Raw genomic sequence first — 12,430 nt, forward strand, 5'->3', positions numbered from 1 at the left:
AGATTGTTGCTCACGGCTTCTTGCCAAAATTTGCCAAACTGCCTAGCATCAAGCCATGAGCACGATGAATATTTCCCTGCCTGACTCGCTCAAGACATTCGTCGACGAACAGGTATCGCAGCGTGGCTACGGCACCAGCAGCGAATACGTACGCGAACTGATCCGCAAGGACCAGGAGCGCCAGCATCTGCGTGGCCTGCTGCTTGAAGGTGCGGCCTCCGCACCGGCCGGCCCGGCAGACGCCGCGTATTTCGACCGTTTGCGCCGCCGCGCCGGCGGACACGGCGGGTGAATGCAAAGCCCGTCATCCCGCGTGCACTTGCCAACCGGGATGTGGACGAGGCCATCGCCTGGTATCTGAATGAGGACGCGGCGCAGGCGGCACTCGGTCTGGTCGATGCGCTCGAACGGGCTTATTCGCACATTGCCCGCCACCCGGCCACGGGTTCGACGCGATACGCGCTCGAACTGAATCTCCCCGGGCTGCGAAGCTGGCCGCTGAAAAATTACCCGTATCGGGTTTTCTACGTCGAGCGCGCCGATCACATCGATGTGTGGCGGGTGCTGCATGGTCAGCGGGATATTCCGGCGTGGCTGCTGGACGAATCGAGCGGCATTTGATGGAAATGCCCGGCACGATCAGGGACAATCCTGTTTTTTACGTAATGCGTGTGATCTCCCATGCTTGATATCCCGTTGCTGCGCAAGGACGCAGCGCTTGTCGCCGAGCGCCTGGCCGCGCGCGGTTTTGTTTTCGATACGGCGCGCTTCGAGGCGCTCGAGGCCGAGCGCAAGACGATCCAGACCCGCACCCAGGACGCACAGAGCCGCCGCAACACCCTGTCAAAGCAGATCGGCATGATGAAGGGCAAGGGCGAGGACACCACGGCGGTGATGGCCGAGGTGGCGGGGCTAGGCGACGAGCTGAAGCGGCTGGAAGCGCGCTTGTCCGAACTGCAGGGCGAACTCAACGATTTCCTCATGGGCGTGCCGAACCTGCCGCACGAGTCGGTCGCCGTCGGCAAGGACGAGACCGCCAACGTCGAGGTCAGCCGCTGGGGCACGCCCAAGGCATTCGACTTCCCGGTGCGCGACCACGTCGACCTCGGCGAGGGCCTGGGCCAGCTCGACTTCGCGGCGGCGGTGAAGATCACCGGCAGCCGCTTCACCGTCATGAAGGGCGGGCTTGCGCGCCTGCACCGTGCGCTCGCGCAGTTCATGCTCGACGTCCACACCCGCGAGCACGGCTATACGGAAGTGTACGTGCCGTACCTGGTCAACGCCGATTCGATGCGCGGCACCGGCCAGCTGCCGAAGTTCGAGGAAGATCTGTTTCATGTGCCGCGCAGCGACGCCGACCGGCTCTACCTGATCCCCACCGCCGAGGTGCCGGTGACCAATCTCGTGCGCGACGAGATCGTCGCACCCGAGGCGCTGCCACTGAAGTTCGTCGCGCACACGCCGTGCTTCCGCTCCGAGGCCGGCTCCTACGGCCGCGACACGCGCGGCATGATCCGCCAGCACCAGTTCGACAAGGTCGAACTGGTGCAGATGGTGAAGCCGGAGGATTCCTATGCTGCGCTGGAAGGCCTGACGGCGAACGCCGAGGCGATCCTGCAGAAGCTCGGCCTGCCATACCGCAAGATGCTGCTGTGCACCGGCGACATGGGGTTCTCGTCGGCCAAGACCTACGACCTCGAAGTCTGGCTACCGGCGCAGGACACCTACCGCGAGATCTCCTCCTGCTCCAACTTCGAGGCCTTCCAGGCGCGCCGCATGCAGGCCCGCACCCGCAACGCCCAGGGCAAGCCGGAGCTGCTGCACACGCTCAACGGCTCGGGACTGGCGGTGGGGCGCACGCTGGTGGCGATCCTGGAGAACTACCAGCGCGCCGACGGCAGCGTGGCGATCCCGGCCGTGCTGGTGCCCTACATGGGCGGCGTCGAGGTGCTCGAGCCGGCGCGCTGACGGGCGCGTCGCTCAGCCCGGGGGCAGGGCATCATCCTCGCCGGCGCCCAGGTTGAGCAGCGGGTTGTAGTCGGGTTCCAGACGCAGCAGGATGTCGTAGTAGTTGCGGATGTTCTCCGCGAAGATCAGCGCCTCCGCCCCGCGCGCATAGCCATATTTCATCACCCGCGCATAGCTGCCCCGCCCCAGGTACGGGAGGGCCTGCTTGACGTCGGCCCAGCTGTCGGGATTGCCGCCACGCGCCTGGGCGATGCGGCGCGCGTCCTCGAGGTGGCCCTGACCCTGGTTGTAGGCCGCCAGCGCGAGCCAGGTGCGGTCCGGCTCGGAGATGCGCTCGGGCAGCGCGTCCTTCAGCAGCGCCAGGTAGCGGGCGCCGCCGACGATGCTCTGGCGGGCGTTGAGGCGATCGGTGATGCCCATGCGGTCGGCCGTCTCGGCGGTCAGCATCATGAGCCCGCGCACGCCGGTCGGCGAGGTTGCGAAACGGTCCCACTTCGATTCCTGGTAGCCGATCGCGGCCAGCAGCCGCCAGTCGATGCCGGTCAGCGTCTGCGCCTCCTGGAAGTAGCGGCGCAAGGTGGGCAGGCGCTCCGGGCGCAGCTGCATGATGCCGAGGATGTCGCTGTTGTCGAGCCGCTTCACGTGGCCGAAATAGCGCTCGTAGGTGCGCCGGATGGTGCCGTCCCGGTTCGCCTGCTCGATGAAGCGCGCCAGCGCGTTGCGCAGCACCAGGGAACTGCGGGTCGGCAGCGCCCAGACGATCTTCTGCACGTCGGGAAGGTCGAATGCCACCGCCAGATCCGGATAGAAGGTGCGCATGGGATCGAAGTCCATGCCGTTGACGATCACCGCGTCGTACTTGCCGGCCTGCAGCTGGTCCAGGAGTTCGTCCGGCCAGACGTTCTCGAGCGCCGCCCAGCTGAGCTTCGGATACTTCCGCTTCAGGCGCATCAGCATCGGGCTATGCCCCGAGCCGACGATCAGCGCGACTTTCCTGCCGACCAGGTCCGCGACCGTGCGCGGCGCCGCGTCGCCGGTGCGGTAGACGACGTGAACCGGCGTCTCGAACAGGACCGGCCCGGCGATCAGGTGGTGATCCTTGACCACGGCCTGCGGCAGGGCCGCGGCCGCGAGGTGGATGCGTTGGGCCTTGAGCAGGCTGAACAGCGCGTCGGGGTTCGGCTTCTCGGTCCACTCGAGCTTCCAGTTCTGCGAACGGGCGAACGCCTCGAGCAGATCGTGTTCGAAGCCGGCCGCTTCGCCGTTGCGAGCGATGTAATAGGTGGCCGGGCTGTTGCGCGTGCCGACCTGCAGCTCGCCGGTGGCCTCGGGCGGCGGAAGCGGGCGGCTGCATGCCGCCAATGCCGCGGCCAGCAGCAGTGCGGCCGCTTGTCTCCCGATTCGTCCCATTTTTTTTGTCAGGCGGGGCATGAGCACAGTCTGACCGAGCGCGAAATTTTCGTCCAGCAGCGCGCAAAGCGGCCGACTCGGTTACAATACGCGCCGCCGGAGAGGTGGCAGAGTGGTCGAATGTACCTGACTCGAAATCAGGCGTAGGTGCAAGCCTACCGTGGGTTCGAATCCCACCCTCTCCGCCACGGTCACCAGGAAACCCGCTCAGCTGTCCGCTTGGCGGGTTTTTTGTTTTGTGCGCCCCGCTTTTGGCGCGCCGCGGAAGCCGTCGGCCGCGGCACGCCGGGAGCATGCCGCAACAGGCTTCGCCGAGCCCCGGACAGATCGGCAGTCCGGCGGACCGGACTCCGTGCATCGGGGGCCGCCTCGGAGTCGACCACGCGGCCTTCGCCGCACGGTGCCCGCGCCGGGCGATCCAAATTCACCTAGGATGGAAAAAGCAGGTTGCGACGGAGGGGCACGGTTCGGCAGGCCGGCGGATGGGCTTCGGGGCGAGGGGGGGCGGCATCGGGCAGGGCGTTGCAGGGGGCTTTGGCCCTACTTCCTGCGGGCTTGAAAATTCCCCCCATGACATCAAAATAAGGCCAGTAATTCAGGTTTATTCGAGCTATGGCAACCAAGCGAGAAGGTACTACCCTACTGGAACCGTCCGCGGCGAAGGTCAAGCCTCCGCCCTTGTACAAGGTGCTGCTGCTCAATGACGACTACACGCCGATGGAGTTCGTCGTGCATGTGCTCAGGAAGTTTTTTGGCATCGACCAAGAACGGGCGACACAGATCATGCTCAAAGTGCATACTGAGGGCGTAGGGGTGTGCGGGGTCTACCCGAGGGATATCGCGCATACGAAGGTCGAGCAGGTTGTGGATTTCGCGCGGCAGCACCAGCACCCGCTGCAATGTACGATGGAGGAAAGTTAGATGATCGCCCAGGAACTCGAAGTCACGCTGCACATGGCGTTCATGGACGCGCGGCAGAAGCGCCACGAATTCATTTCGGTCGAGCACCTGCTGATGGCGATGCTGGACAACCCCTCCGCCGCCGAGGTGCTGCGCGCCTGTGGCGCCAACATCGACGCGATGCGCGAGCAGCTCGGCAAGTTCATCGAGGAGCACACCCCCAAGGTGGGGGGCGAGGGCGAAGTCGACACCCAGCCGACGCTCGGCTTCCAGCGCGTGATCCAGCGCGCCATCCTGCACGTGCAGTCCTCCGGCAAGAAGGAAGTGACCGGCGCCAACGTGCTGGTCGCGGTGTTCGGCGAGAAGGATTCGCACGCGGTGTATTTCCTGACCCAGCAGGGCGTCACGCGGCTCGACATCGTCAACTACATCTCCCACGGCATCACCAAGACGCCGCAGAGCGAGCCCGCGCCGCGCCCCGAAGAACCCAGCGAAACCAGCGCCGAAGCGCCGGCCAGCTCGCCGCTCGACAGCTTCGCGCAGAACCTCAATTCCCAGGCGCTGGCGGGCAAGATCGACCCGCTGATCGGACGCGACCAGGAGCTCGAGCGGGTCATCCAGACCCTGTGCCGCCGCCGCAAGAACAATCCGCTGCTGGTGGGCGAGGCCGGCGTCGGCAAGACCGCGATCGCCGAGGGGCTGGCGCGCCGCATCGTCGAATCGTCGGTGCCCGACATCCTCGCGCAGAGCACGGTCTACGCGCTGGACATGGGCGCGCTGCTGGCGGGCACCAAGTACCGCGGCGACTTCGAGCAGCGCCTGAAGGGGGTGCTGAAGCAGCTGTCCGACAATCCCAAGGCGATCCTCTTCATCGACGAGATCCACACGCTGATCGGCGCCGGCGCGGCCTCGGGCGGCACGCTCGATGCCTCCAACCTCTTGAAGCCGGCGCTGTCCTCCGGCCAGCTGCGCTGCATCGGGGCGACCACCTACACCGAATACCGCGGCATCTTCGAGAAGGATCACGCCTTGTCGCGGCGGTTCCAGAAGGTCGACGTGCCCGAGCCCTCGGTCAACGAGACCGTGGCGATCCTGCGCGGGCTGAAATCGCGCTTCGAGGACCATCATGGCGTGAAGTACACCGCCGCGGCGCTCAGCACCGCCGCGCAGCTGTCGGCGCGCTACATCAATGACCGGCATCTCCCAGACAAGGCCATCGACGTCATCGACGAGGCGGGGGCCGCGCAGCGCATCCTGCCGAAGTCGAAGCAGAAGCGCGTGATCACGCCGAAGGAGATCGAGGACATCATCGCCAAGATCGCGCGCATCCCGCCCAAGACCGTTTCGGCCGACGACAAGAACTCGCTGAAGACGCTCGACCGCGACCTCAAGGCCGTGGTCTACGGCCAGGATGCGGCGATCGATGCCCTGTCGACCGCGATCAAGATGTCGCGCAGCGGGCTCGGCAACCCTCAGAAGCCGATCGGCAACTTCCTCTTCTCCGGCCCCACCGGCGTCGGCAAGACCGAGGTCGCGCGGCAGCTGGCCTACGTATTGGGCGTCGAGCTGATCCGCTTCGACATGTCGGAGTACATGGAGCGCCATGCGGTCTCGCGCCTGATCGGCGCGCCGCCCGGCTACGTCGGCTTCGACCAGGGCGGCCTGCTCACCGAAGCGATCAACAAGCATCCGTATGCCGTTGTTCTGCTGGACGAAATCGAGAAGGCGCATCCGGACATCTTCAACGTGCTGCTGCAGGTCATGGACCACGGCACGCTGACCGACACCAACGGCCGCAAGGCGGACTTTCGCAATGTCGTGCTGATCATGACGACCAACGCGGGTGCCGAGGTGCTGAACAAGGCGGCGATCGGCTTCTCGAGCAGCCGCGAGGCGGGCGACGAGATGGGCGAGATCAAGCGCATGTTCACGCCGGAATTCCGCAACCGGCTCGACGCGATCATCCCGTTCGCGTCGCTGACCGAGCCGGTGATCCTGCAGGTGGTCGACAAGTTCCTGATGCAGCTCGAGGAGCAGCTCCACGAGAAGAAGGTCGAGGCGGTGTTCACCGACGCGCTCAAGGACTATCTCGCCCGGCATGGATTCGATCCGCAGATGGGCGCTCGCCCGATGGCACGCCTGATCCAGGATACGATCCGCAAGGCGCTGGCCGACGAACTGCTGTTCGGCCGTCTCGCCAACGGCGGGCGCGTCACGATCGACGTCGATGCCGACGGCAAGGTCTGCCTGGAGTTCGAGGAAACCGTCGCCGCCTAGCGCCTTCGCACCAATTACCCATCAAGTTTCCGCATGGGTGGTCGTAAGCCGTTCCAGAGATAGACGCATCCCGGCCGGACGCACGTTGCGGCGCCGGACGGCGGTGCGCCTGTCCCTCGTGAACTGGACGGAGGATCACCCATGAAATTTCCCCTCGCATCGCGGCGCGCTGTCGTGGCTGCGGTCTGTAGCTTGTCCCTTTGCGGAAGTGCCGTTGCGGCCGGCGCCCAGGAGGCGAAGCCGGCGCTTTCGGGCGACGACCTGACTTCGGTCAGCGAACGCATCCGGCAAACCGGCGAAAAAATGCGTGAAGACCTGAAGCAGGCGCGGGCGCGCCTCGAGGCCGAGAAGGCACAGGAGGCGGAACGCCGGCGCCAGGAGGAACTGGCGCGCCAGCAGGCCCTCAAGGAAAAGCAGCAGCGCGAGGCCCAGCTCGCGGCGCAGGAGCGCGCCCGCCGCGAGGCCGCGGCGGAGGCCGAGCGGCAGCGCCAGGCGGCCCTGCGTGCCAAGCAGCTGGAGGCGCAGAAGGAGCAGGAGGCGCGCGCCCGTGCCGCCGAGGCCTTGCAGGCGGCGCGTGCATCGTCTGCACCGCGGGCGTTCGCGGATGACCGCCAGAGTGCCAAGGCCCGCGCGGCCGAGGCACTGCGGAAGGCGCGTGCGTCGGCGGGTCCGAAGGCGTTTACCGAATAGCAGGTCCCCCGGGGCAGCCTGCCCCGGGGAAGAGGCAACAAAAACGGCGCCGGAAGGGCGCCGTGAAAAACCCGGATGGCAGGAGGAGGAGCGCCTAGGGACGAGTCCCTACCGGGATATCTACAAGGGAAACAAGCATGGTTTGAATATAGGCCAAATCGCAACCACTGCCATCGGCAGATTGACCCAATCCATCCCAGTTATTTTGAATTAGCGGCGCACGCGCCGGTTTCTTTAGGGCCCCGCAATCGCGTTTTCGCGCGCTTGCCCAAAGGCCGGGAATCCCGCACCATAGCCGACGCGAGCGCGCGGCGCGCCGGCCGGCCCTGGTGAACGCGGACGTCGGGAACGGAATTTGCCCTGCTCGTACAAAATAACCAGACAAGAGCATTCGACATGACCGCCATCCACCCCGTCGTTCTTTCCGGAGGCTCGGGCACCCGCCTGTGGCCGCTGTCCCGCGCAGCGCTCCCGAAGCAGTTGCTGCCCCTCGCCAGCGACCGCAGCCTGCTCCAGGACACTGTCGGCCGATTGGCAGACATGCCGGAAATGGCGCCGCCCCTGATGGTCTGCAATGTCGAGCACCGCTTCATGATCGCCGAACAGATGCGCCAGATCGACACGCAGGCGCGGGCGATCGTGCTGGAGCCGGTCGGGCGCAACACCGCGCCGGCGATCGCGGTGGCCGCCCTGATGCTGTCGCGCGACGACCCCGACGCCCTGATGCTGGTATTGCCGGCGGACCACCTGATCGGCGACGTGGCAGCCTTCCATGCCGCCATTCGCACCGCGGCGCAGGCCGCGCAGGGCGGCCACCTCGCCACTTTCGGCATCGTCGCCGCGACGCCGGAGACAGGTTACGGCTACATCCGCAAGGGGGCCGCGCTTGCCGGCGTGGCCGGCGCCCACGAAGTCGCCGCCTTCGTCGAGAAGCCCGACCTCGCGACCGCCGGGCGATACGTCGAATCGGGCGAATACTTCTGGAACAGCGGCATGTTCCTGTTCCGCGCCTCGGATTTCCTGGACGAACTGAAGGCACTGCGGCCGGACATCCTCGGGGCCAGCCGCGCGGCGCTGGACGCCGCCACGCTCGACCTCGACTTCGTACGGCTCGACCCGCCCGCGTTCGAGGCCTGTCCGTCGGAATCGGTCGACTACGCCGTCATGGAACGCACCCGCCGCGCCGCCGTCGTGCCGGCCGACATCGCCTGGAACGACATCGGCGCCTGGTCGGCGCTGTGGGAGGTGGCCTCCAAGGACGAGCAGGGCAACGCGATCCGCGGCGACGTCATGCTGGAAAACGCCCGCAACAACTTCGTCCGCGCCGAGGGCCGCATGGTGGCGCTGCTCGGGGTGGAGGACCTGGTGGTGGTCGAGACCGCCGACGTCGTCCTGGTCGCGAAGAAGGACCAGGTGCAGGACGTGAAGAAGCTGGTCGACCGCCTCAAGGCCGAGAAGCGCTGCGAGCACCTCGTCCACAAGCAGGTCTACCGCCCCTGGGGCTGGTACGAGGGCATCGACGAGGGCGAGCGCTTCCAGGTCAAGCGCATCATGGTCAAGCCGGGCGAGAAGCTCAGCCTGCAGATGCACCACCACCGCGCCGAGCACTGGATCGTCGTCTCCGGCACGGCACGCGTGACGCGCGACGGCGAGGTCGAACTGCTGAGCGAGAACCAGTCGACCTACATCCCCCTCGGCACGACCCACCGGCTCGAGAACCCCGGCAAGATCGACCTGCACATGATCGAGGTGCAGTCGGGCACCTACCTCGGCGAGGACGACATCGTCCGCCTCGAGGACGTCTACAAGCGCAGCTGAGGCCGCGCGCCCTTCTTCGGCGCACGGGTTTACGCGGCATGGCGTGCCGGGTAGACTTGCGCGCCTGATCAACTGCGGAGACCCCACGTGGGCACTTGTTCGAGTGACGGTAGTCGGCCGGCGCGTGCAGCCGGCAAGCCCTCGGCAAGATAACGCGCAGGTCCCCCTGCCGCCGTCTCGCCGAAAGCGAGACGCGGAAAACCTCTCCGCCGGCCGTCCGCGCCGGCTTCCGTCGAATCTCCTGGCGTCGCCATCCTGTGGGTGGCGGCCCGAACGCCCCTGCTGCCAGCGGCACGGGAACCGGCATCGCGCTGCGCCGTCCATTGACGCGCGGGGCCGAGGCCGGAAGTTGCCGATCGGGATCCCGCCCCATGAAGAAGGGAAGAAGGATCGTGAGCATCGTTCGTCAGCACGCATCATGCACCGCCACCGCCCGGCCGCCGCAGCGCCCGCGCACGCGCGCCGCCACGGGCGTGCGATGGTGACGTCCCGGACCGCTCACAGGATCGACACACGCCATGCAGAACGACACTGACAGACGTTCGCCTGCATAACCCTCGCGCGACAGCGCAGGGGCGCGGGCAACCCAGGGGAACACGATGCGCTTCACGCTGTTGAAAGAGGTTTTTGCGGGATTCCTGCGGACCCGCCATCTCGCACGCCATTTCCACCGGCTGGCCCTGCTCGACACGCTGACGCAGACGGGCGTCAGCCGCGAGGTGCCCGCCAGCCTTGCCAGGACGCTGGTCGCGGCGGCCAGGGAAACGCCTTCCGCCCTGCTGGGACAGCTGGACAGCCGCGCCGACGGCCTGACCGAAGCCCAGGTCGAAAGCGTCCGCGAGCGGGTGGGCGTGAACGAGATCGAGCACGAGAAGCCGCTGCCGTGGTGGCTCCATCTGTGGCACTGCTACCGCAACCCGTTCAACCTGCTGCTGACGCTGCTCGCCGTTATTTCCTACCTGACCGAGGACATGAAGGCCACGCTGGTGATCTCGACCATGGTCGTGCTCTCGACGCTGCTGCGTTTCTGGCAGGAGGCGAAGTCGAACAAGGCAGCCGACGCGCTCAAGGCGATGGTCAGCAACACTGCCACCGTCATCCGGCGCGCCGAGGCGGGCGGGGCGGCGTCCGCCGACGCGGCGCAGGGGGTGTCCGGCCGGCGCTTCGAGCTGCCCATTCGCCAGCTCGTGCCCGGAGACCTGATCGTGCTGTCCGCGGGCGACATGATCCCTGGCGACTGCCGGGTGCTGGCGGCCAAGGACCTGTTCGTGTCGCAGGCCGCCATGACCGGGGAATCGATGCCGGTGGAGAAGTTCGTCGAGCAGCGCGTCGCCGCGACGCTCAATCCCCTCGAACTCGACAATATCCTGTTCATGGGCACCAACGTCGTGTCGGGCGCCGCGACCGCCGTCGTCATCGCGACCGGGAATCGCACCTATTTCGGCGCGCTGGCGAGCCGGGTGACGGCCACCGACCGGGCACCGACGTCGTTCCAGGCCGGCGTGAACAAGGTGAGCTGGCTGCTGATCCGCTTCATGTTCGTGATGGCGCCGCTGGTGCTGCTGATCAACGGCTTCACCAAGCACGACTGGATGGAAGCCCTGCTGTTCGCGCTGTCGATCGCCGTCGGACTGACCCCGGAAATGCTGCCGATGATCGTCACCTCGACGCTCGCCAAGGGGGCGGTATTCCTGTCGCGCAAGAAGGTGATCGTCAAGCGGCTCGACGCGATCCAGAATTTCGGCGCGATGGACGTGCTGTGCACCGACAAGACGGGCACCCTGACGCAGGACCGGATCTTCCTTGCGCGGCACACCGATGTGTGGGGCCTCGAATCGGACGCGGTCCTGCAGTTCGCCTACCTCAACAGCCATTACCAGACGGGACTCAAGAACCTGCTCGACGTCGCGGTGCTGGAGCATGTCGACGTCCAGCGCAAGCTCGACGTCGCCAGCAACTACCGCAAGGTCGACGAGATCCCGTTCGACTTCGAGCGGCGCCGAATGTCCGTCGTGGTCAGCGAACGCGAGGATCACCACGAGCTCATCTGCAAGGGCGCGGTCGAGGAGATCCTGGCGGCGTGCACCACCGTCCGCCACGGCGACCGCATCGAGCCGCTGACGGCGGCGGTGCTGGCGCGGATCCGCAACGTGACGACCGAGCTGAACGACGAAGGGCTGCGGGTCGTGGCCGTGGCGGTCAAGGAGGGGCCGCCGTCCCGCGAAACCTACGGCGTCGCCGACGAGCGCGACCTCACCCTGGTCGGCTACGTCGCCTTCCTCGACCCACCCAAGGAGAGCACCGCGCCCGCACTGCGGGCACTGGCGGAGCATGGCATCGCGGTGAAGGTGCTGACCGGCGACAACGAGCGGGTCACCGCCAAGATCTGCCGCGAAGTCGGGCTCGAGCAGCGCGGCGTGCTGCTCGGCTCGGACATCGAACGTCTGGAGGACAGTGAACTGGGCAGGGCCATCGAGGCCGCCAACGTGTTCGCCCGGCTGACGCCGGGGCACAAGGAGCGCATCGTGCGGCTGCTCAAGCAGAACGGCCACGTGGTCGGCTTCATGGGGGACGGCATCAACGACGCGCCCGCCCTGCGCACGGCCGACATCGGCATCTCGGTGGACACGGCGGTCGACATCGCCAAGGAGGCGGCCGACATCATCCTGCTGGAGAAGAGCCTGATGGTGCTCGAGGAGGGCGTGCTGGAGGGACGCCGCACCTTCGCGAACATGCTGAAGTACATCAAGATGACCGCCAGCTCCAACTTCGGCAACGTCTTCTCGGTGCTGGTGGCGAGCGCCTTCATTCCCTTCCTGCCGATGCTGCCGATGCACCTGCTGGTGCAGAACCTGCTCTACGACGTCTCGCAGATCGCGATCCCGTTCGACAACGTCGATCCCGAGCAGCTCAGGCAGCCGCAGCGCTGGCAACCCGGGGACATCGGGCGCTTCATGCTGTTCTTCGGCCCGGTGAGCTCGGTCTTCGACATCCTGACCTTCGCCCTGATGTGGTTCGTGTTCCACGCGGACAGCCCGGCGCGGCAGACCCTGTTCCAGTCCGGCTGGTTCGTCGTGGGCCTGCTGACGCAGACGCTGATCGTGCACATGATCCGCACCCCCCGCATCCCCTTCCTGCAGAGCCGTGCAGCGCCGCCGCTGCTGGCGATGACCGCGTTCATCATGGCGCTCGGCCTGTTCATTCCGATGGGTCCGTTCGCCCACTACTTCAAGCTGCAGGCGCTGCCCCCGCTGTACTTCGGGTTCCTGCCCGGCATCCTGCTGGGCTACATGGCGCTCACGCAGGCGATGAAGGGCTTCTATAGCCGGCGCTTCGGGTGGCAATGAGAACGTGTAGGGCAAACCCC

9 protein-coding genes and 1 tRNA gene are annotated in these 12,430 nt (G+C 66.6%); 9 read left to right on the forward strand and 1 reads right to left on the reverse strand.

The window, feature by feature from the left end; all coding sequences use genetic code 11:
- Positions 1-55: 55 nt before the first annotated feature.
- The 3 genes from VA613_RS06290 to serS are packed head-to-tail and all read left to right on the forward strand — an operon-like array spanning position 56 to position 1,968.
- Positions 56-292 (forward strand): type II toxin-antitoxin system ParD family antitoxin, encoded by a 237-nt coding sequence (locus VA613_RS06290; protein ID WP_324781008.1) that lies wholly within the window; start codon positions 56-58, stop codon positions 290-292.
- Complete coding sequence (locus VA613_RS06295) at positions 289-621, forward strand: type II toxin-antitoxin system RelE/ParE family toxin (protein ID WP_324781009.1); 333 nt, start codon at positions 289-291, stop codon at positions 619-621. The genes VA613_RS06290 and VA613_RS06295 overlap by 4 nt, the downstream gene beginning before the upstream one ends.
- Positions 622-681: 60 nt before the next feature.
- Positions 682-1,968, forward strand: a complete 1,287-nt coding sequence (serS, locus tag VA613_RS06300; protein WP_324781010.1) for a serine--tRNA ligase — start codon at positions 682-684, stop codon at positions 1,966-1,968.
- Between the two features lie 12 nt (positions 1,969-1,980).
- Here the strand turns inward: serS and mltF are convergent, their stop codons facing one another.
- On the reverse strand, positions 1,981-3,399 hold the full coding sequence (gene mltF, locus VA613_RS06305; protein WP_324781011.1) for a membrane-bound lytic murein transglycosylase MltF: 1,419 nt from the start codon (positions 3,397-3,399) through the stop codon (positions 1,981-1,983).
- Positions 3,400-3,476: 77 nt separating this feature from the next.
- On the opposite strand from mltF, the gene VA613_RS06310 reads away from it, so the two are divergent.
- From VA613_RS06310 to mgtA, 6 genes are all read left to right on the forward strand, one after another.
- Positions 3,477-3,566, forward strand: a tRNA-Ser gene (locus tag VA613_RS06310).
- A 424-nt stretch (positions 3,567-3,990) separates the two neighbouring features.
- Positions 3,991-4,299 carry an ATP-dependent Clp protease adapter ClpS gene (gene clpS, locus VA613_RS06315; protein ID WP_324781012.1) on the forward strand — a complete coding sequence of 103 codons (309 nt, stop codon included), beginning with the start codon at positions 3,991-3,993 and terminating at the stop codon, positions 4,297-4,299.
- Entirely contained in the window at positions 4,300-6,555 is a 2,256-nt protein-coding gene (gene clpA / locus VA613_RS06320) for an ATP-dependent Clp protease ATP-binding subunit ClpA (RefSeq protein WP_324781013.1), read from the forward strand.
- A gap of 192 nt (positions 6,556-6,747) precedes the next feature.
- Positions 6,748-7,245, forward strand: a complete 498-nt coding sequence (locus tag VA613_RS06325) for a hypothetical protein (RefSeq protein ID WP_324781014.1) — start codon at positions 6,748-6,750, stop codon at positions 7,243-7,245.
- 396 nt (positions 7,246-7,641) lie between these two features.
- Positions 7,642-9,063 carry a mannose-1-phosphate guanylyltransferase/mannose-6-phosphate isomerase gene (locus tag VA613_RS06330; protein ID WP_324781015.1) on the forward strand — a complete coding sequence of 474 codons (1,422 nt, stop codon included), beginning with the start codon at positions 7,642-7,644 and terminating at the stop codon, positions 9,061-9,063.
- A 599-nt stretch (positions 9,064-9,662) separates the two neighbouring features.
- Complete coding sequence (gene mgtA, locus VA613_RS06335; RefSeq protein WP_324781016.1) at positions 9,663-12,410, forward strand: magnesium-translocating P-type ATPase; 2,748 nt, start codon at positions 9,663-9,665, stop codon at positions 12,408-12,410.
- Positions 12,411-12,430 lie beyond the last annotated feature (20 nt).

Source organism: Thiobacillus sp. SCUT-2 (genome assembly GCF_035621355.1).
GTDB lineage: Bacteria > Pseudomonadota > Gammaproteobacteria > Burkholderiales > Thiobacillaceae > Thiobacillus > Thiobacillus sedimenti.

Bases quoted from the DNA above. Each gene is read 5' to 3' on its own strand.
- VA613_RS06330 (WP_324781015.1), top strand. From the start codon at position 7,642: ATGACCGCCATCCACCCCGTCGTTCTTTCCGGAGGCTCGGGCACCCGC.
- clpA (WP_324781013.1), top strand. From the start codon at position 4,300: ATGATCGCCCAGGAACTCGAAGTCACGCTGCACATGGCGTTCATGGAC.
- mgtA (WP_324781016.1), top strand. From the start codon at position 9,663: ATGCGCTTCACGCTGTTGAAAGAGGTTTTTGCGGGATTCCTGCGGACC.
- clpS (WP_324781012.1), top strand. From the start codon at position 3,991: ATGGCAACCAAGCGAGAAGGTACTACCCTACTGGAACCGTCCGCGGCG.
- serS (WP_324781010.1), top strand. From the start codon at position 682: ATGCTTGATATCCCGTTGCTGCGCAAGGACGCAGCGCTTGTCGCCGAG.
- mltF (WP_324781011.1), bottom strand. From the start codon at position 3,399: ATGCCCCGCCTGACAAAAAAAATGGGACGAATCGGGAGACAAGCGGCC.
- VA613_RS06290 (WP_324781008.1), top strand. From the start codon at position 56: ATGAGCACGATGAATATTTCCCTGCCTGACTCGCTCAAGACATTCGTC.